The organism is Herbaspirillum sp. WTB6 (assembly GCF_057457785.1).
In genome coordinates, this window is sequence record NZ_CP176522.1 from 1,551,388 (window position 1) to 1,570,354 (window position 18,967).

The window sequence follows — 18,967 nt, forward strand, 5'->3', positions numbered from 1 at the left end:
CGTTACCGGGGTGCGCAGGAGAAACGCATGCGCATCATCTTCATACTGATCGGCTTCTGCTGCCTGCTGGCATACCGGGCAGGCGCGGCGCAGCCCGCAAGCCAGCCGCCAATCGCCACCAGCGGCGCTCCCGGCACGATTCGCGTCGGCGACGGCCAAGTCACTTATTACGCGCAAGGCGGCGACACCCTGTCGTCGATCGCGCAGCAACTCACCACCCGCTCCGGCAACTGGGTCGCGCTCGGCAAGCTGAACCGCATCAGCAAGGACATCAGCATCCCGATCGGCACCGCAATCGTGATCCCGGCCGACTTGCTGCCGGACGAACCGAACGAAGCCAGGATCGTTGCCTTTTCCGGCAGCATTTCCGCCAACGCCGCCAACGGCGCTGCAGTGCGCATCACGCCCGGCAGCGTGCTGCGCGAAGGTGCCAGCCTGACCACCGGCGCCAACAGTTTCCTCACCCTGGCGCTGGCCGACCAGTCGCGCATTTCGATTCCGTCCAACAGCCACATCGGGCTCTCCCGGCTGCGCATGGCGCGCTATACCAACAGCCCGCGCACCGAAGTCAGCATCCTGCAAGGCCGCGTCGAAGCGCGCGTAGCACCGCTGAATGTGAATCAGGGGCGTTTTGAAGTGCGTTCGCCGCAAAGCGTCACCGGCGTGCGCGGCACGCATTTTCGGGTGGCGGTGACGGAGGAGCGGGTCGGCCACGGGGTGCTGGACGGCAGCGTCGCACTGACCCGGCCCGGCGTCAGCGCCAGCCTGATCCTGCATCAGGGCCAGGGCGCCATCGTCAGCGCGGCGGGAACGCCAACAGCAGTCGATTTGCTGCCGCCGCCGCAGTTGGCAAGCGCGCCGGCGGCGGACGGTGCGGCGCTGCGCTTCGAAGTGCTGCCGGTGGCCGGCGCCAGCGCCTACCAGGTGCAAATCGCCACCGACAGCGAGGGCCAGGAGATCGTCGCCGAAAGCACCAGCACCACGCCCGAACTGAAAATCCAGGGGTTGGCGAGAGGCCACTACTTCGCCCGGCTTTCGGCAATCGACAAGCTCGGCCTGGAAGGTCTGCCGCGCAGCAGCCGTTTCGCGCTGCCGGCCGGCGCGCTGCCGCCGCCAGCCGCCGGCACGGCGGCCACGCTCACCTGGAACAGCGGCAACCATGCCGACGCCTACCGCCTGCGCATCGCGCGCGACCCAGGCTTTCGCAACATCGTCGCCGAAGTCGAAGTCAGCCAGCCACGTTACGCCAGCAGCACGCTGGAGCCAGGCCGATATTACTGGCAAGTGGCGCCAGTGACATTGCGCGACGGAGTGCGCACGCAGCAACCGTTCGGCGCGACCGGCAGGCTCAAGGTGCCGCCGGCACAAGGCGCGCCATTCGTCGATGACAGCGACCGCGACAAGCTGTGGCTGCGCTGGGCAGGCGCGCCCGGCCAGAAGTACCTGGTGCAGGTGGCGCGCGACGCCGCCTTTAGTTGGCTATTGCTGTCAGCCACGACCGAGCGTCCGGAAGTTCGACTGACCCGCCCCGCCTTCGGCACCTACTATGCGCGAGTGCAAGCCATGCAGGCCGACGGGACCGCCGATGCGTTCTCGCCGGCGCAGGCATTCGTAGTGACCGACCACTGGATCATTCATGACGGTGCGCCGTTTACCGTCGGCGCCACCCGCGAGCCGAATTCCCGCTGACGCCGCGCCGCCGCCAACCCCTATGAACAAACCCAGGCTGTCGCGCTTCGCCCAACGCCTGGCCTTTCGCGAATGGCTGCTGCTGACCTGCCTGCTGACCTTGCTGGCGGGCGGCCTCGGCTGGCAAAACGGCCTGGGCCGTATCGACCAGTCGCTGTACGACCTGTTGCTGTCGGCCAACGGCCGCCCGGCGCGCGACGACATCATCATCGTCGCCATCGACGACTACAGCCTGGCCGAACTGGGGCGCTGGCCGTGGCCGCGGGCGCGGCATGCGCAACTGCTGCAGAACATCGCCGACGCCGCCCCGCGCGCGATCGGGCTGGATGTCCTGCTGCCGGAACCGGAACCGGAACCGGCGGCGGCCGACGGCATCCGTACCGGCGACCAAGCCCTGGCCGCGGCGCTCGCCGCCAACCGCCGCACCGTGCTGCCGGCGATTGTCGCCAATCGTGGCATCGGCCTCGTGATGGCGCCACCGATCGCCGAACTGGCATGCGCGGCGCACGCCCTCGGCCATATCAACCTGCAGCTCGACAGCGACGGCGTATTGCGTAGCTTTGCGCCGTATGTCGTGCAGAACGGCGTCTGGTGGCCGCATTTTGCGTCGGCGCTGGCGGCCAACCGGCAGGGGCCGACCGCCAGCGCCTGCGAAGGAGGGGCGCAGGCGGCCGTGGCCACGACCATTCACTCCGATGCGCTGCTGCGCATCCCGTTTGCCGGCGGCAGCGGCCATTTCCAGTCGGTGCCGTACGTGGCGGCGTTGCGCGGCGAAGTGCCGCCACAGTTCTTTGCCGGCAAATACGTGCTGATCGGCGCCACCGCAGTCGGCATGGCCGATTCCTATCCGACCCCGGTATCCGGCTTGAACGGCGCCATGGCCGGTATCGAAATCAACGCCAACATCCTCGCCGGCCTGCTGGACGGCAAGTCGATCGCCCTCGCCGCGCCCTGGCAAACCGCGCTGTTTTGCGCCTTGCCGGTGCTGCTGACACTGCTCGGCTACCTGTTTCTTTCGCCGCGCCTGTCCTTGCTGACCACCGCCGGCCTGCTGCTGCTGACGCTGGCAGCCAGCTTCCTGGCTTTGCGCGCCGGTATCTGGCTGGCTCCTGCCGCCGCGTTGCTGGCGCTGCTGCTGTCCTACCCGCTCTGGAGCTGGCGCCGACTGGAAACGGCGATTTCCTACCTCGGCCAGGAATTCATGCGCCTGGACCGCGAGCCTCACCTGCTGCCGGAAATTCCGCCAGCGGACCTCGCCGAGCCGCTGGCCGACCTGCTGGAGCAGCGCATCCGCGCCATGACCAGCGCCGCGCGGCGCGTACGCGATCTGCGCCAGTTCATTTCCGACAGCCTGAACAGCTTTCCGGATGCGGTGCTGATCACCTCCCCCGACGGCCGCGTGCTGCTGGCCAACCCGCATGCAGATGCCTATCTGGCCACCCTCGGCCTGGCAGCCAACCAGGAGGCGCTGCTGCCCCGCCTGTTCGCCGCGCTCTCGGCGCCGCAGGCGATCGACCAGCGCGCCAACGTGGTGGTCGAGTGGGGCGATCTGCTCGACCTGCAACAGGTGGCGGCACTGTCCAACGGCGTCGCTGCACAAGACCGCAACGGCCGCGACCTGCTGCTGAAAAGCGCTCCCTGTTACTCGGCGGCCCACCTGCTGACCGGCTGGATCGTCAATCTGATCGACATTTCCAATATCCGGGCGGCTGAACGCAGCCGCGACGAAACCCTGCGCTTCCTGTCGCATGACATGCGCGCGCCGCAAGCCTCGATTTTGGCCTTGCTGGAATTGCAGGAAGATACCGGCTCGGCCTTGCCGCAGCCCGAGTTTTTCAACCGCATCGAAAAGGCCGCGCGCAAGACGCTCGGACTGGCCGACAATTTCGTCCAACTGGCACGCGCCGAATCGCAGGAGTACCGCCTGGAAGAGGTCGACTTCCAGGACCTGCTGCTGGATGCGACCGATGAAATGTGGTCCCTGGCCAAGAGCCGCGAGGTGCGCCTGGACACCGATCTCGGCGGAGAAGAGATGCCGGTGCGGGCGGACCGGGCACTGCTGACGCGCGCGCTGATCAACCTGCTCTCGAATGCGATCAACTACAGCCCGGCCGCCACCCGCATCCACTGCGCGCTGCACCGACAGCAGGCGACGCAAGCGCCGCAGGTCGTGTGCAGCATCAGCGATCAGGGCTACGGCATCGCGGCGGCCGACCAGGCGCGGCTGTTCCAGCGCTTCTCCCGTATCGCGGCCCCCGGTCAGCCGCGACATGACGGCATCGGGCTCGGGCTGGTATTCGTCAAGACGGTGGTCGAGCGTCACGGCGGCCACATCACGTTTGACAGCCGGCCCGGACATGGCACCACCTTCCGTATCGCGCTGCCGTTGCTGCTCGGACAACAGCAGCGGCCGCCCCTCTCCGCTAGCTGATTTCACGCACTTGTGCGCCACGGCAAGCGGCTATAATGAGGTGTTGCCATTCCCTGCCTACGACCCTCATGCATTTGCTCGCCGTCGGGCTCAACCACACCACCGCGCCAGTCGCCTTGCGCGAGCGGGTGGCGTTCCCGGCTGACCAGATCGGTCAGGCGGTGGCGGCGGCGCGCGCCTGGTTCGGCCAGAGCGGGAATGCGACCTCGTCCGACGAGGCGGCAATCCTCTCCACCTGCAATCGTACCGAGCTGTACGCCGCCAGCAGCCTGCCGAGCGGGGTCGATTCCGCGATCGATTCGACCGCGCATTTCCTGGCCGACTATCACCGCCTGCCCTATTCCGAACTGCGTCCGTATCTGTACACGCTGCCGCAGGACAACGCGGTGCGGCACGCGTTCCGCGTCGCCTCCGGTCTCGATTCGATGGTGCTGGGCGAGCCGCAGATCCTCGGCCAGATGAAGGACGCGGTGCGCCAGGCGGAAGCCGCCGGCGGCCTCGGCACCTATCTGCACCAGTTGTTCCAGCGCAGTTTCTCGGTCGCCAAGGAAATCCGCAGCACCACTGAAATCGGCGCCCACAGCGTGTCGATGGCGGCGGCCGCGGTCAAGCTGGCACAGCGGATCTTCGACACCATTTCCGAACAGAACGTGCTGTTCATCGGCGCTGGCGAAATGATCGAATTGTGCGCCACCCACTTCGCCGCCCAAACGCCGAAAACCCTGACCATCGCCAACCGCACGCTGGAACGCGGCGAGGCGCTGGCGCACCGCTTCAACGGCCAGGCAATCCGGCTGGCCGGCCTGCCGGAGCAGCTGGCCACGTTCGACATCGTCGTCTCGTGCACCGCTTCGACCCTGCCGATCATCGGCCTCGGCATGGTCGAGCGCGCGATCAAGCAGCGCCGCCACAAGCCGATGTTCATGGTCGACCTGGCGGTGCCGCGCGACATCGAGACCGAGGTCGGCCGCCTGAACGACGTCTTTTTGTACACCGTCGACGATCTCGGGATGACGGTCCAAACTGGACTCGAACAGCGCCAGAGCGCGGTGGCGCAAGCCGAAGTTATCATCGAAAACCGCGTACAGTCGTTCATGCACTGGCTCGATAGCCGCGCGGTGGTGCCGGTGATCCAGGATCTGCATGACAGCTCCGAGCAGATCCGCACGCTGGAGCTAGAGCGCGCACGCCGCATGCTGGCGCGCGGCGACGATGCCGAGGCAGTGCTGGAAGCGCTCTCGAAAGGGCTGACCGCCAAGTTCCTGCACGGCCCGCAACAAGCGCTGCATCAAGCCCACGGCGACGAGCGCGCCCGGCTCGCGGCCCTGCTGCCGCAACTGTTCCGCACCCGCCGTTAGCGGCCGGCGTCCCCTGCCGCAGCAAAGCGGCCCGGTTTTGGCCGCCGCGCGCAGCCCGCGCATGATCCTCCACTGAATTCCACTTCGCCGATGAAACCTTCCCTGCTTGCCAAGCTCGATCAATTGACGCATCGACTGGAGGAATTAAACCGCCTGCTGATGCAGGAAGACGCGACCTCGAACATGGATCAGTATCGCAAGCTGACGCGCGAACACGCCGAGCTGGAGCCGCTGGTGGCGCTGTACGGCAACTACACGCGAGCCGATGCCGACCTGCGAGCGGCGCAGGAAATGCTGGCCGATCCCGAGATGAAGGATTTCGCGCAGGACGAGATCGCGGCAACGCAGCAGCGTATGCAGCAGCTCGAACTGGACCTGCAGAAAATGCTGCTGCCGAAAGACCCCAACGACGAGCGCAATATTTTTCTGGAAATCCGCGCCGGCACCGGCGGCGACGAGGCAGCGCTGTTCGCCGGCGACCTGCTGCGCATGTATACCCGCTTTGCCGAGCGTCAGCGCTGGCAGGTCGAGATGGTGTCGGAGTCACCGTCCGAGATCGGCGGCTACAAGGAAGTCATCGTGCGTATCGTCGGCCACGGCGCCTATTCGAAGCTGAAGTTCGAATCGGGCGGACACCGGGTGCAGCGGGTGCCGGCCACCGAGACCCAGGGCCGCATCCACACCTCGGCCTGCACCGTGGCGGTGATGCCGGAAGCCGATGAAGTCGGCGATGTCGAGATCAATCCGGCCGACTTGCGCATCGACACCTACCGCGCCTCGGGCGCCGGCGGCCAGCACATCAACAAGACCGATTCCGCGGTGCGCATCACGCACCTGCCGAGCGGCATCGTGGTCGAATGCCAGGACGACCGCAGCCAGCACAAGAACAAGGCGCAAGCGATGAAGGTGCTGGCGGCGCGCATCCAGGACGTGCAATTGCGCGAGCAGCAAAGCAAAGAAGCGGCCACCCGCAAGTCGCTGATCGGCTCCGGCGACCGCAGCGAACGGATTCGCACCTATAATTTCCCGCAAGGGCGGATGACCGACCACCGCATCAACCTGACTTTGTACAAGCTCGATTTCATCATGGACGGCGACCTGGACGAACTGACCAATGCGCTGGCCGCCGAGCACCAGGCCGACTTGCTGGCGGCGCTGGGCGACAGCCTGTGAGGGCGGCCCAAGCCACCTTCAATCGATCAACCGAATTCTTGCCAGCCGCTAAAACCATGAAAACTTCCAGACCCGTATTGCTCGTCGTGGCCCTGATTTCACTCGCGCTGCTGGGCGTGGCGCTCTATCTGCAGCACGTCGAACGCATGCTGCCCTGCCCGCTGTGCATCATCCAGCGCTACCTGTTTGCCGCCGTCGCCCTGATCTGCCTGCTGTTTGCGCTGCTGCCGCGCGGCGCCGCCCGGAGCGGAGCTGGACTGGGCTTGCTGGCCACGCTGGGGGGCGCCGGCGTCGCCGGCTGGCACATCTGGGTGCAGGCGCACCCGGCGATTTCCTGCGGCATCGATCCGCTGGAAACCGCGCTCAACACCTACCCCACCGCCAATCTGCTGCCCTTCCTGTTCAAGGCCGACGGCCTGTGCAGCGCCGGCTATCCGCCGCTCCTCGGGCTGTCGATCCCACAGTGGTCGCTGGTCTGGTTCGCGATTTTTGCGATCGTGCTGGGTACGCTGTTTTTCCGGCGCCGCCGCTAACCGACCTAAAAACGTGGCAGTATGTTGATCAAGCGTCGTATTCGTCGCCGGAATTTGGCACCACAAACCAGAGTATCCAAACCGGCCAGGCGCGCGCCATGCTGATAACCGCCGGCAGCCGGGTCGACGCGCTGCTCAAAAATCCGCCGCTCGATGCGCTGGAAACCCGCATCCTGCTCGGCCACGCTCTGCAACTGACGCGGGTGCAACTGATCACCCAGTCGGAGCGGGCCTTGAACGCGGACGAGGCGCGCCGCCTGTCGGCGCTGGTGCAGCGCCGCCGCCAGGGCGAGCCGATCGCCTACCTGGTCGGCGCGCGCGAGTTTTACGGCCTCGCGTTCGAGGTGACACCGGATGTACTGATCCCGCGCCCGGAAACCGAATTGCTGGTGGAACTGGCGCTGCAGCGCGCCGCGCCGGGCAGCCATATCCTGGACATGGGTACCGGCTCGGGCGCGATCGCGGTGGCGCTGGCGCACACGCGGCCCGACCTGAAACTGACGGCACTCGACCTCAGCACCGCCGCGCTGGCGGTGGCGCGGCGCAATGCCGAACGTTATCGGGTGGATGTCCGCTTTCTGCGCAGCGACTGGTTCGGCGCGCTGCAGGAGGAACGCTTCGACCTGATCGTCGCCAACCCGCCGTATATCGTCGCCGGCGACGCCCACCTGGCGCAGGGCGACCTGCGCTTCGAACCGCAGGACGCCCTGACCGACCATGCCGATGGCCTTGCCGCCCTGCGCAGCATCATCGACGGCGCCCCCGGCCATCTGGCACCACACGGAATATTGTTGCTCGAGCACGGCTACGACCAAGCGGCGCCGGTGCGCTCGCTGTTGGCGACGGCGGGATTCGAGGAGGTGCAAAGCTGGCGCGACCTGGCCGGCATTGAACGCGTGAGCGGCGGGGTCAGCGGCGCCTGACTCGACCAGCATGTGGCGAAGATGACCTAGCCGACCGCAACCGCCGCATGCTGCGGATCGTTGGCCACCATTCCTTCCAGCGCCTGGGTCAAGGCGCGATCCACCACCCCGGCCAGCGGCACCACGCTGGCGCGCTGTTCGCGCAAGGCTTGCGCCAGATCTTCATCGGAAATCGAAAACGATTCCTGGCGGTCGCGCGTGGTGAAGATGTACAGGCTGCGCATCGGACTGACCCAGGCCAGCTTGACCTTCTTCTGGCTACCGTCCGGTTGTGCAAACTCCAGCCACATCCCGCTTTGCAACTGGGCCAACCGTTCCACGAATTCATCGGGCGGCGGCTCGGGCTTGGCATTGGCCTGTTTCTCCAGGCGCCGCTCAGCCGCCTTTTGCGCGACTTCCAGCGCCAGTTCAAGCTGCTGCTCGGGCGACAGATTGACCGGCGCACGCACGATCGAGGCGTGGCACTCGGCCAGTTCGGCGAAGAACTGCAAGCGGTCCGAATCTTCCCACTCGATCAGGTTCAGCCACTTGTTCAGCCGCGCCAGCATCGACGGCAGCTTGGCGATCAATTCCTTGCGCTGCTCGGGTGTGATCTTCGGCTTCACGCTCCAGATCAGGTCGTCCATCGTCTGCAGCGCGCTGCTGACCGCCTGCGGCTGGGCCTCGGCGCGCGCATAGGCGATGGTCAGCACCGGCACCCAGCGATTTTCGAGAAAAGTTTCGACAAACGCCACCACTTCGCCGGTGCCGATACGTAAAGCCACTTCGGTTTGCGCCGCGCGCCGGGCCTGCCCCAGCTTTTCCTGGCGCAAGGCGCTGTCGATCGGCGCCGCCAGGCCGCCAATCGCAGCCGCTTCATCGTCGCGGATGAACGCCTCGAGTTCGGACACGACATCGGAAAACACCGACATCTGCTGGTCGAATTCGCGCTGCACCCGGTCGACATTGCGCTTCAACGCCTGGAACAGCGGATCGCGCGCGCCATCCTGCTGATCCCAGCCGGCGCTGGATTTGGCCAGCACGTCGATCATGCGACGCGCTGGATGAGTATCGTCGAAGAAGAATTCCTGGTCGAGCAGCGCCGCCTTCAGCACCGGCACCTGCAGGAATCCGATCAGCGACTTGATCTCGGGCGCGATGTGCCGGTCGCTGAAAATCACGTCGAACACTGTGCTCAGCAGGTCGATGGTATTTTCGTCGACCGCGGACAGCGCTCCTGGCGGCGTCTGCTGCTTGATCTTGCCGAGCAATGCCGGACCGGGCGCGGCGGCGCCGGCCTGCCCCTCGAGCATGGCTTTTTGCAGGCTGGCCAGATAATCGAACAACTGCGCGCCGGCCGCCGGGCGCATGCGCGCAGCGTCGGCCGCAGCATCCGCGGGTGCCTGGGGCGCCAGCGGCGCGACACCGGACGAGGCCTGCGGCGCCGTCAGCAAGTTGCGCAGCTGCTGCAACAGCAGCGGATCGTCGACGGCACGCCGCGCATCCCGACTGGTTGTGGTCTTGCGGATCTGGTACGAAGTCGACAGTTGCGGCAACACCCCCTGCGCCACCAGCGCGTCGTTCAAGCCCTTCCAGACCGGCGCCAGGTCGGGCAGCAGCCCGGGCCGCAGCAGCGCCAGCAACAGGTGATGCGCTTCCGGATCGGGATTGAATTCGCGCCACGCTTCATCGATTGCCTGCGCGAACAGCTCGGGCCGGAACGGGTGCTCGGCCGGCGCCATTTCCGCGCGCCCCGTCAGCAGCGCCAGCCGCATACCGAGCGCGTTCAACTGATCGGCGTGCTGCTCGGCCAGCGGACGGCACAGATTGCCCAGCAACACCCTGCGTTCGATTTCCTCGTACGGAACCAGCGACAGCGCGTCACCCCGCTCCCGCGGGCCGGTGGCGGGGTTTTCCAGTTCCCGCATGGCGTGTCGCAACGCCTCCAGCAAATGCCCGGACACCAGGTAATAAAACGGATAGATGTTTTTCTTCAGCAGATTGGCGGCATTGAAACTGAGGTTGGCTTCCTTGCCGTCGCCACTCTGTTCGGATTGCTCCAGCAGGGCCGCGGCCAAGCGCGGCGGATACGCCTCCAGTTGCGGGTTGGCGCTAGCCGACGCCAGCGACACCAGGGAGCGCAGCAATTCGGCGCGCCGCGCGGCCGGCATGGCGGCGGTCGGGCTGGCGGCTGGGTTGAGATTGGTCACCATGGTCGGTTGCTCCAGGGCTGAGGCTGATCGTGCTTCCGTACAGCACCACAGGCAAAACCGCCAGCGGGCGCGAGCGGAGATAGATACGTCCATTTTGACACAATATTTCCGTACGGCAATGATATTTTAAAAATTTTGTTAAATCCACGGCTAGCTCGCGCTCAATTTGCCATTCAGGCATCGAACTGACGGCACTCCGGTTTGAGAAACATCAAACGCAGCAGCCGTCGTGTCATTACATTGAAACGGTCTTCGCCGGCGCCGGCCAGCCTCAGAACTTTTCCGGCACTTGCGCACCACTGAAGACGATGATGACTCGAACGCCTCCCGGAATTCTCCCGCGCTGCCCTGCTTGCAATACGGAAAACAGCGACCAGGCGACCCGCTGCATTGCCTGCGGACATGTGTTGCCGGCCGCCGGCGCGGCACGCGCCAGCGGCGTCAACTATGCGTTCCCGCAGCAAGTCAGGCCGCAAGACATGCGCATGGTCGGCAAGCGCGAATTCAGCCTGGAAAGCGGCTTGCCGCCACCGCTGGCCGGCCTGCGCGCCGGGCCGCCGCCAGCGCCGGCACCGGCGGCAACCGTGGCCAACTCCAAGCACGCAGCAGACAGCGGAACCGGCGCATCGCCAACCCCCTATTTCAACCCGACGGCTTTCGGCGCCGGCGCCGCGCCGCCATCCTGGTACCAAGCGGCGCCACGTGCCGTGAATCGCTACGCACGCGCGCTCTGGCTGGCCGCCATCCTGGCGCTCGTCGCCGGCGGCGGAGCGGTGGCGCTCTGGCGGTCGCAACCCCCAGCGCCACGCATGCCCGCCAGCCAGCAAGGCGAGCCGCCCATTGCCGCTGCCGTCCGCGCCGCCACGCCGAAGACCTCGGCCGGCGAACTGCCGTATGACGGTGCGGCCGAGCCGGAAACACCGCCGCCGGCAGCACCACCAACATCACCGCCGGTAGCGGCCAGTGAGGCGCCCACAACCGCCCTCCAGCTCATCGAGCCGGCCCAGGTGCCGCAGCAAACCACCAGCCAGGACGAGGCACCGCCGCGCGGCGCCGCAAGCGTCGTCGACACCGGCCCCTCAAGCAGGCAAATTCCGCGCAAGGCGAATTCCGCCGAGCGGTCGCTGACGCCGCGGATGCTGGCCCAATGCGCAAGCATGACCGATGACGCGCTGCGCGCCGAGTGCACTCGGGAAGTATGTAACGGCAAGTGGGGCCAGAACGGCTGCCCGCCCGCCGATACGCCGGCCCGCTGACCGCATGCCGGAAATCGCCAGCACCGTGCGTGGCAGCCACGCCTGACGGCAGGGCGTCAATTCGGTATCATCCCGGGCTTGCTTTCATTCCCGCCTCACATTCCATTGCCCATGCTGCCCTCGATCGAACAACGTCTCGCGCTTGAACTTGCCGCCAAACCGGCCCAGGTGGCCGCCGCCGTCGCCTTGCTGGACGAGGGCGCCACCGTGCCCTTCATAGCCCGCTACCGCAAGGAAGCGACCGGCGGCCTGGACGACATCCAGCTGCGCCTGCTGGAAGAACGCCTGCGCTACCTGCGCGAACTGGAGGAGCGGCGCGCGACGATCCTGGCCTCGATCGAGGAACAGGGCAAGCTGACGCCAGAACTGCGCGACGCCATCAGCCACGCCGAAGACAAGACGCGGCTGGAAGACTTGTACCTGCCGTACAAGCCGAAGCGCCGCACCAAGGCGCAGATCGCCGCCGAAGCCGGCCTGACCGAACTGGCCGATGCCTTGCTGGCCAATCCGGGGCTGAACCCCGAGGAAGAGGCGATCAAGTACCTGAAGCCGGCGTTCTCCACCGCCAACGGCGACAATCCCGGCGTGGCCGATGCCAAGGCGGCTCTGGACGGCGCGCGCCAGATCCTGATGGAGCGCTTTGCCGAAGATGCCAGCCTGTTGCAAGCCCTGCGCGAATACCTGAGCGAACACGGCGTGGTGGAGTCGAAAGTGATCGACGGCAAGCAGGACGCCGGCGAAAAGTTCGCCGATTATTTCGACTATTCCGAAACCATCGGCACCATTCCCTCGCACCGCGCGCTGGCCTTGTTCCGTGGCCGGCGCGAGGAAATCCTGAACGTCGCGCTGCGCCTCGATTCCGAAGAGGAAAAGCCGAAATGGGACGCGCCGCACAACCCCTGCGAAGGCCGCATCGCCGCTCGTTTCGGCATCAAGAACGAAGGCCGTCCCGCCGACAAGTGGCTGGCCGACACCGTGCGCTGGGCCTGGCGCGTCAAGGTCTTCATGCACCTGGAAACCGAGCTGATGACCGCCCTGCGCGAACAGGCCGAGGTCGAGGCGATCCACGTCTTCGCGCGCAACCTGAAGGACTTGCTGCTGGCCGCGCCGGCCGGCCCGCGCGCGACCATGGGGCTCGATCCGGGCCTGCGCACCGGGGTGAAAGTCGCGGTGGTCGACGCCACCGGCAAGGTGGTCGATACTGCAACGATCTACCCGCATCAGCCGCGCAACGACTGGGACGGTTCGCTGCATACGCTGGCGCAGCTGGCGGAAAAGCACCAGGTGGCGCTGATCTCGATCGGCAACGGCACCGCCTCGCGCGAAACCGACAAGCTGGCGCAAGACTTGATCAAGCTGCGGCCGGAGCTGAAGCTGACCAAGATCGTGGTCTCGGAAGCCGGCGCCTCGGTGTATTCAGCGTCCGAATTCGCCTCGAAGGAATTGCCGGAGCTGGACGTCTCGCTGCGCGGCGCGGTCTCGATCGCGCGCCGCTTGCAAGACCCGCTGGCGGAACTGGTGAAGATCGATCCGAAGTCGATCGGCGTCGGCCAGTACCAGCACGACGTCGGCCAGACCCAGCTGGCGCGCTCGCTCGATGCCGTGGTCGAGGATTGCGTGAACGCGGTCGGGGTCGACGTCAACACCGCTTCGGCGCCGCTCTTGGCGCGCGTCTCCGGCTTGAATTCGAGCGTGGCGCAAAGCATCGTCAGCTACCGCGACATGAAAGGCATGTTCAGCTCGCGCGCCGAGCTGCGCGCGGTGCCGCGCCTGGGCGACAAGACCTTCGAGCAGGCCGCGGGATTTTTGCGCGTGATGGGTGGCGACAATCCGCTCGACGCCTCGGCGGTGCACCCGGAATCCTATCCGCTGGTGGAAAAAATCCTGGCCGACATCCAGAAGGACGTGAAAGGCGTGATCGGCGACGGCAAGCTGCTGAAGTCACTGAATCCGGCCAAGTACGCGGATGAGAAATTCGGCGTACCGACGATTTCCGACATCCTGAAGGAGCTGGAAAAGCCGGGCCGCGATCCGCGCCCCGAATTCGTCACCGCCACCTTCAAGGAAGGCGTCGAACAGCTGCGCGACCTGCGCCCCGACATGATCCTGGAAGGCGTGGTCACCAACGTCGCCGCGTTCGGTGCCTTCGTCGATATCGGCGTCCATCAGGATGGGCTGGTGCATATTTCGGCGCTGTCGAATACCTTCGTCAAGGACCCGCACACGGTGGTGAAAGCCGGCCAGGTGGTGAAAGTGAAGGTGCTGGAAGTCGACGAAAAACGCAAGCGCATCGCGCTCACCATGCGCCTGTCGGACACGCCGCCAGCCGCCGGTGCGCCGGCGCCGCAGCGCGGCGACCGCAACGATGCCAAGCGCCTGGCGCAGCATCAGCAGCGGACGCAGCCGGTTGCCAATGGCGCGATGGCGGCGGCATTCGCCAAGCTCAAGTCATAAACCACGCTGTTTCTTGCACAGCACCCGCCATCATTCGAAGGCAGTAGGAGTATGCTCGAAATTCAACCGCTTTTCCGGCGAAGATATCGAGATCTAATAGGAGTATCTGATTTTGATATGCGACGGACGGCACGAGCAAAAGGAAAAACGCGTATCCAATTACAGCGCGGGGCGGCCGTTTTTCCTATAATAGAAAAGTTAATCACAGCGAGGTAACTATGAGCGATGTCCAAGCCTGGATCAAGGAAACCGTCAGTCAGCATCCGATCGTGCTGTTCATGAAAGGAACCGCCCAATTCCCGCAATGCGGCTTCTCCAGCCGGGCGGTGGAGATACTGAAAGCCAGCGGCGTCGAAGGGCTGGTCACGGTGAATGTGCTGGACGACCCTGAAGTGCGTCAAGGCATCAAGGATTACTCCAAGTGGCCGACCATTCCGCAACTTTACGTCAAGGGCGAATTCATCGGCGGCACCGATATCATAGACGAGATGTACCAATCCGGTGAACTGCAAACCCTGCTGGCCGCCTGAGCGGCCGTTTTACCAGAAATGGCAGCCGGCAACGCAGCGCCCAGTACCCGGCTGATCATCGCCATCACCGGCGCCACTGGCGTTGCGTACGGGGTGCGGCTGCTGCAGGTTCTGCAGCCGATGCCGCACGTCGAAACCCACCTGGTGCTGTCCGACGCCGGCGTCCTGACGCTGCACCAGGAGCTGGACCTCAAGCGCAAGCAGATCGAAATCCTGGCCGACGTGGTGCACAGCGTGCGCGACATCGGCGCCTCGATCGCCAGCGGCTCCCTGCCGACCGCGGGCATGATCGTCGCTCCCTGTTCGATGAAAACCCTGGCCTCGATCGCGCACGGCCTGTCCGACAACCTAATCGCGCGCGCCGCCGACGTGACGCTGAAGGAACGGCGCCGGCTGCTGCTGATGGTGCGCGAAACGCCGCTCAACCTGGCGCATCTGCGCAACATGACCGCGGTCACCGAAATGGGCGGCATCATTTATCCGCCGCTGCCCGGCTTTTATCATCGCCCGCAAAGCATCGCCGAGATGGTCGATCACACCGTGGGCCGCGTGCTGGATTTGTTCGCCATGGAGCACGAACTGGCGCCGCGCTGGAACGGCATCAAGGAAGCTGAGTAGGGCCGCCCGGCATGGCCGGGTGCGATTCGCTTGCAGTCGACCCGCCCGCAGTCCGGTTCCGTCCTGACCTAACGCATTTCAAACGCTTCCTGATGGAAGCGCACCCAGCGCGAGCCGCTGCGGCGCAAGTTCTGGCGCAGACTGCGCCCAAACGCCTGCGGTCCGCAGAACCATATTTCAGCCTTCCGCAGCGGCCCCTGGCCGCGCTCGAGTTCGCGCAGCGTCAGCGCGCCCTCGCGCCCGGTACTGCGGATGTGCAGCCGGATCCGCGGCAAGCCGGCGCACAGCTTTTGCAGCCTGGCCACGAACGGATCGTGCTCGCTTGCCCGCACCGAATAGTACAGATCGGTATCCGGTGTTGCGTGCGGCCGGCGCTGGAGCGCTTCCAGCCATGCCAGGAACGGCGTGACGCCGATGCCGGCGGCAATCCATATCTGGCGTTTGCGCGGGGAAGCGCGGCGCAGATCGAAACGGCCGTAAGGCCCTTCCAGCGTCACCGGCTGGCCTGGCGTCAGGCGCGCGGCGAGGCCGTCGGTATAGTCGCCCAGCGCCTTGATCTGGAACACCAGCTTGCGGCCGTCGTCGTCGACACCGGCGATGGTGAATGGATGCGCGCCTTCGAATCGGTCAAAGGTAACGAACGCGAACTGGCCCGGACGATAATTTTCCCACCCTTGCGGCAAACGGCAGACGACTTCGGTTATTCCCGGCGCCAGTTCGCGCACCTCTTCGAGCACGCCGCTTCGGCGCCGGCCGCGGCCTATCGACCTGGTCAGCGCAACGATGCTGGCAATGCTCCCTGCCAGCGTCAGCACCGCCAACAGTGCGCCAACCGGCTGGATCCAGTACGCGGCCGGCGCCAAAAACACGGCATGGATCGCCAGCGTCAGATACAGGGCCGGCATCAGGCGATGCAGATAGCGCCAGATTTGATAAGGGAAGCGCTTCCACAGGCTGATCGCGAGCATCAGCAGCGCGCCATAGATCGCCCACTCTCCGAGGTCCTTGCCGAAGTGCCGCATCGCCTCCAGCAATCCGCCGTCATGCAACTTCGGTACGCGCCCGCCGCGGCCGATCATCGCTTTCAACAGATCGTCCGATAGTTCCACCAGCCAGTGCGCCGCGCCAAACGCGACGGCGGAAATTCCGACCCACTTGTGCAGCCGATAGACGCGGTCGAGACCGCCGAACGGCGTTTCCAGCCATGCCGGCCTGGTCGCCAGCACCATGGCGATTGACATCAGGCCAAACGACAGCAGGCCGGTCAGGTACAAGGCTTCCTGGCGCACCACCCAGGGTGCCGAAGCCCTCGCCAGCGCCGGATCGGTGAGCAAGCTCGCACTCCAGGCAAGCGAGATCAAGGCAATGCATGCGGCCAGCGCGAGCTTCATGGTTGCCACCTCGAGCCGGGCTGCGGCCAGCAAGTCGCAATCAGCATATGGACTCCCAAAACAGACAATGGATATCGACTGCCTCGATTGTTTGCCGTCCAGCTTAAGGGACTCTTAAAGAGGATTTTTGACCCCGGCAGCGGGGCCAGCGACTTTCAGTTCCCCGCATATGTGGCTAAAAAGCGCACAAAACAAAAAGCCCAACCTCGCGGTTGGGCCAAGTATGAATTGAATGGTGCCGGCTGCAGGACTTGAACCCGCCACCCCATGATTACAAATCATGTGCTCTACCAGATGAGCTAAGCCGGCACGAGCGGGAGCCGCGTATTGTACTTTATTTGATCCTGGTCAGTGTCGGCCTGCTGCCCTTTTTTGGCGGCTCGGGATCGTCGCCGGATTCGGCGGCAGGTTTATCCAGCGCATCGGACGGGGCGCTTGGCACCGACGCCAGCACCGGGGCCGGTCCCGCAGACTCGCCGGACTGCGGTGCCGGCGCCGGTGTCGGCCGCGACACCTCGAACGCCATGCCCTGGCCATTTTCGCGCGCGTAAATGGCGAGCACGTTGGCGACCGGAACCATGACATTGCGCGCGACGCCGCCGAAACGGGCACTGAAATGCACCGAATCATTGTCGAGTTTCAGGCCGCTGGTCGCTTCAAAGCTGATGTTGAGCACGATTTCGCCATTCTTGACGAACTGCATCGGCACGCTGGTCTGGGCATCAACCATCGCGGCGATATACGGCGTGTAGCCGTTGTCCGTGCACCATTCGTAAATAGCACGCAGCAAATAGGGCTTGGTAGAAATTTCAGGCATGTCTCGATGACGATTGCGTAACGAAAGTGCGGGGAACCGATTTTCCGGCGCACCTGGCGCTGCGGGAGCGCCGCGCCAGGTTATGACGTACCGCGGTAAAGCTTAGCGGCGCATCACCTTTTCCGACGGCGTCAACGCTTCGATATAAGCTGGCCGCGAGAAGATCCGCTCGGCGTATTTCATCAGCGGAGCCGCGGTCTTCGACAGGTCGATGCCGTAGTGATCGAGGCGCCACAACAAGGGCGCGATTGCCACGTCCAGCATCGAGAACTCGTCGCCCAGCATGTACTTGTTTTTCAGGAACAACGGCGCCAGTGTGGTCAGCCGGTCGCGGATTTCGGCGCGCGCCTTTTCCTGTGCTTTTTCGTTGCGGCTCTTGTCGTTTTCCAGCGTATGCACGTGGACAAACAATTCCTTCTCGAAATTGAACAGCATCAGGCGTGCGCGTGCGCGCATCAGCGGGTCGGCCGGCATCAGTTGCGGATGCGGGAAACGTTCGTCGATGTATTCGTTGATGATGTTCGATTCGTACAGGATCAGATCGCGTTCGACCAGGATCGGCACCTGGCCGTATGGATTCATGACCGAAATGTCTTCCGGCTTGTTGAACAGGTCAACGTCGCGCACTTCGAAATCCATGCCCTTTTCAAACAGGACCAGGCGGCAGCGTTGGGAAAAGGGGCAGGTCGTGCCCGAATAGAGAACCATCATTTTTATAGTTCCTTAGAAACAAAAGGGTGAGCGCTTTGGCGGCTCACCCTGAAACACACGTCCGTTGATTACGGACGAATCGAAGCGGATCAACGCGTTGCCAAAGCGGCGTCGCCCCGCACTATTTGACTTCTTTCCAGTAGGAGGCGTTCAGGCGCCATGCCAGGAACAGGAAAAGTCCGAGGAACAGCAGCACCCAGACGCCCAGGCGCTGGCGGGTTTCCTGCGCCGGCTCGGCCATCCATGTCATGTAGGAAACCAGGTCGGCCACCGCCGCGTCATACTCGATGGCGGTCATCGAGCCAGGCTTGACCTGCTCGAAGCCGGCAAAGGTCTGCACCATCTTGCCTTCGTCGTGCGGGTCCTTTTGTTCCACGAACTTGGCCGTGCGCACACCTTGCAATTCCCACAACGCATGCGGCATGGCGACCGTCGGGAAGACCATATTGTTCCAGCCGGTCGGGCGCGTATCGTCCTTGTAGAACGTGCGCAAATAGGTGTACAGGTAGTCGGGACCGGAGCCCGCCGGCGAGGCCTTGGCGCGGGCAATCACCGACAGATCCGGCGGCGCGGTGCCAAACCATTTCTTGGCGTCCGCCGGCGTCATGGCCACGGTCATCAGCGCGCCGACCTTGTCCGAGGTAAACAGCAAATTGTTTTTGATCTGCTCTTCGGAGAGACCGATGTCGCGCATGCGGTTGTAGCGCATCGACGCCGCCGAGTGACAGTTCAGGCAGTTGTTGACGAACAGCTTGGCCCCATGCTGCAGCGCTGCGATGTCACGGGTGTGGTTCGGCGCACGGTCCAGCGGAAAGCCGGCTTCGGCGGCCAGCGCCACTACCGGCAACAAAGCCAGGGCGACCAACAGTTTTTTCAGCGATTTCATGATTC

The 18,967-nt window shown here is 64.9% G+C and carries 15 protein-coding genes and 1 tRNA gene; 10 read left to right on the plus strand and 6 right to left on the minus strand.

All coding sequences use genetic code 11. The annotated features are described in order from the left end of the window. Positions 1-27 precede the first annotated feature (27 nt). The 6 genes from ACK2VC_RS07175 (at position 28) to prmC (ending at position 8,107) form a co-directional block, all read left to right on the plus strand. On the plus strand, positions 28-1,689 hold the full coding sequence (locus tag ACK2VC_RS07175) for a FecR domain-containing protein (RefSeq protein ID WP_486732914.1): 1,662 nt from the start codon (positions 28-30) through the stop codon (positions 1,687-1,689). 22 nt (positions 1,690-1,711) lie between these two features. Continuing rightward, positions 1,712-4,120 (plus strand): CHASE2 domain-containing protein, encoded by a 2,409-nt coding sequence (locus ACK2VC_RS07180; protein ID WP_486732915.1) that lies wholly within the window; start codon positions 1,712-1,714, stop codon positions 4,118-4,120. Between the two features lie 68 nt (positions 4,121-4,188). Further along, entirely contained in the window at positions 4,189-5,478 is a 1,290-nt protein-coding gene (hemA, locus tag ACK2VC_RS07185; RefSeq protein ID WP_486732916.1) for a glutamyl-tRNA reductase, read from the plus strand. A 90-nt stretch (positions 5,479-5,568) separates the two neighbouring features. Next, positions 5,569-6,651 carry a peptide chain release factor 1 gene (gene prfA / locus ACK2VC_RS07190; protein WP_486732917.1) on the plus strand — a complete coding sequence of 361 codons (1,083 nt, stop codon included), beginning with the start codon at positions 5,569-5,571 and terminating at the stop codon, positions 6,649-6,651. Between the two features lie 56 nt (positions 6,652-6,707). Beyond that, a complete protein-coding gene (locus ACK2VC_RS07195; protein WP_486732918.1) occupies positions 6,708-7,184 on the plus strand; it encodes a disulfide bond formation protein B in 477 nt (158 codons plus the stop codon). 98 nt (positions 7,185-7,282) lie between these two features. Continuing rightward, positions 7,283-8,107 carry a peptide chain release factor N(5)-glutamine methyltransferase gene (prmC, locus tag ACK2VC_RS07200; protein WP_486732919.1) on the plus strand — a complete coding sequence of 275 codons (825 nt, stop codon included), beginning with the start codon at positions 7,283-7,285 and terminating at the stop codon, positions 8,105-8,107. Positions 8,108-8,133: 26 nt separating this feature from the next. Here the strand turns inward: prmC and ACK2VC_RS07205 are convergent, their stop codons facing one another. Then, positions 8,134-10,299 carry a DUF1631 family protein gene (locus ACK2VC_RS07205; protein WP_486732920.1) on the minus strand — a complete coding sequence of 722 codons (2,166 nt, stop codon included), beginning with the start codon at positions 10,297-10,299 and terminating at the stop codon, positions 8,134-8,136. Between the two features lie 308 nt (positions 10,300-10,607). Between ACK2VC_RS07205 and ACK2VC_RS07210 the strand changes: the two genes are divergently transcribed. The 4 genes from ACK2VC_RS07210 to ACK2VC_RS07225 all read left to right on the plus strand — a co-directional run bounded on the left by ACK2VC_RS07210 (position 10,608) and on the right by ACK2VC_RS07225 (position 15,157). After that, on the plus strand, positions 10,608-11,555 hold the full coding sequence (locus tag ACK2VC_RS07210) for a hypothetical protein (RefSeq protein ID WP_486732921.1): 948 nt from the start codon (positions 10,608-10,610) through the stop codon (positions 11,553-11,555). Between the two features lie 111 nt (positions 11,556-11,666). Next, positions 11,667-14,009 (plus strand): Tex family protein, encoded by a 2,343-nt coding sequence (locus tag ACK2VC_RS07215; RefSeq protein WP_486732922.1) that lies wholly within the window; start codon positions 11,667-11,669, stop codon positions 14,007-14,009. A 218-nt stretch (positions 14,010-14,227) separates the two neighbouring features. Beyond that, on the plus strand, positions 14,228-14,539 hold the full coding sequence (gene grxD / locus ACK2VC_RS07220) for a Grx4 family monothiol glutaredoxin (protein WP_486732923.1): 312 nt from the start codon (positions 14,228-14,230) through the stop codon (positions 14,537-14,539). 18 nt (positions 14,540-14,557) lie between these two features. Continuing rightward, positions 14,558-15,157 (plus strand): UbiX family flavin prenyltransferase, encoded by a 600-nt coding sequence (locus tag ACK2VC_RS07225; RefSeq protein WP_486732924.1) that lies wholly within the window; start codon positions 14,558-14,560, stop codon positions 15,155-15,157. A gap of 68 nt (positions 15,158-15,225) precedes the next feature. Here the strand turns inward: ACK2VC_RS07225 and ACK2VC_RS07230 are convergent, their stop codons facing one another. The 5 genes from ACK2VC_RS07230 to ACK2VC_RS07250 form a co-directional block, all read right to left on the minus strand. Beyond that, on the minus strand, positions 15,226-16,548 hold the full coding sequence (locus ACK2VC_RS07230) for a ferredoxin reductase family protein (RefSeq protein WP_486732925.1): 1,323 nt from the start codon (positions 16,546-16,548) through the stop codon (positions 15,226-15,228). Between the two features lie 233 nt (positions 16,549-16,781). Continuing rightward, positions 16,782-16,857: transfer RNA gene (locus tag ACK2VC_RS07235), tRNA-Thr, on the minus strand. 25 nt (positions 16,858-16,882) lie between these two features. Continuing rightward, on the minus strand, positions 16,883-17,365 hold the full coding sequence (locus tag ACK2VC_RS07240) for a ClpXP protease specificity-enhancing factor (RefSeq protein ID WP_486732926.1): 483 nt from the start codon (positions 17,363-17,365) through the stop codon (positions 16,883-16,885). Between the two features lie 102 nt (positions 17,366-17,467). Beyond that, positions 17,468-18,076: a glutathione S-transferase N-terminal domain-containing protein gene (locus ACK2VC_RS07245; RefSeq protein WP_486732927.1), complete on the minus strand. Its 609-nt coding sequence runs from the start codon at positions 18,074-18,076 to the stop codon at positions 17,468-17,470. A 121-nt stretch (positions 18,077-18,197) separates the two neighbouring features. Further along, the gene (locus tag ACK2VC_RS07250; RefSeq protein WP_486732928.1) at positions 18,198-18,962 is read right to left on the minus strand and encodes a cytochrome c1; all 765 of its coding nucleotides are present in this window, start codon (positions 18,960-18,962) and stop codon (positions 18,198-18,200) included. Positions 18,963-18,967: the final 5 nt, after the last annotated feature.

What these genes read in the sequence shown, in the direction of transcription:
- ACK2VC_RS07250 (WP_486732928.1), bottom strand. Translation starts at nt 18,962, where the DNA reads ATGAAATCGCTGAAAAAACTGTTGGTCGCCCTGGCTTTGTTGCCGGTA.
- ACK2VC_RS07215 (WP_486732922.1), top strand. Translation starts at nt 11,667, where the DNA reads ATGCTGCCCTCGATCGAACAACGTCTCGCGCTTGAACTTGCCGCCAAA.
- hemA (WP_486732916.1), top strand. Translation starts at nt 4,189, where the DNA reads ATGCATTTGCTCGCCGTCGGGCTCAACCACACCACCGCGCCAGTCGCC.
- prfA (WP_486732917.1), top strand. Translation starts at nt 5,569, where the DNA reads ATGAAACCTTCCCTGCTTGCCAAGCTCGATCAATTGACGCATCGACTG.
- prmC (WP_486732919.1), top strand. Translation starts at nt 7,283, where the DNA reads ATGCTGATAACCGCCGGCAGCCGGGTCGACGCGCTGCTCAAAAATCCG.
- ACK2VC_RS07230 (WP_486732925.1), bottom strand. Translation starts at nt 16,548, where the DNA reads ATGAAGCTCGCGCTGGCCGCATGCATTGCCTTGATCTCGCTTGCCTGG.
- ACK2VC_RS07225 (WP_486732924.1), top strand. Translation starts at nt 14,558, where the DNA reads ATGGCAGCCGGCAACGCAGCGCCCAGTACCCGGCTGATCATCGCCATC.
- ACK2VC_RS07175 (WP_486732914.1), top strand. Translation starts at nt 28, where the DNA reads ATGCGCATCATCTTCATACTGATCGGCTTCTGCTGCCTGCTGGCATAC.
- ACK2VC_RS07195 (WP_486732918.1), top strand. Translation starts at nt 6,708, where the DNA reads ATGAAAACTTCCAGACCCGTATTGCTCGTCGTGGCCCTGATTTCACTC.
- ACK2VC_RS07180 (WP_486732915.1), top strand. Translation starts at nt 1,712, where the DNA reads ATGAACAAACCCAGGCTGTCGCGCTTCGCCCAACGCCTGGCCTTTCGC.
- ACK2VC_RS07205 (WP_486732920.1), bottom strand. Translation starts at nt 10,299, where the DNA reads ATGGTGACCAATCTCAACCCAGCCGCCAGCCCGACCGCCGCCATGCCG.
- grxD (WP_486732923.1), top strand. Translation starts at nt 14,228, where the DNA reads ATGAGCGATGTCCAAGCCTGGATCAAGGAAACCGTCAGTCAGCATCCG.
- ACK2VC_RS07240 (WP_486732926.1), bottom strand. Translation starts at nt 17,365, where the DNA reads ATGCCTGAAATTTCTACCAAGCCCTATTTGCTGCGTGCTATTTACGAA.
- ACK2VC_RS07245 (WP_486732927.1), bottom strand. Translation starts at nt 18,076, where the DNA reads ATGATGGTTCTCTATTCGGGCACGACCTGCCCCTTTTCCCAACGCTGC.
- ACK2VC_RS07210 (WP_486732921.1), top strand. Translation starts at nt 10,608, where the DNA reads ATGATGACTCGAACGCCTCCCGGAATTCTCCCGCGCTGCCCTGCTTGC.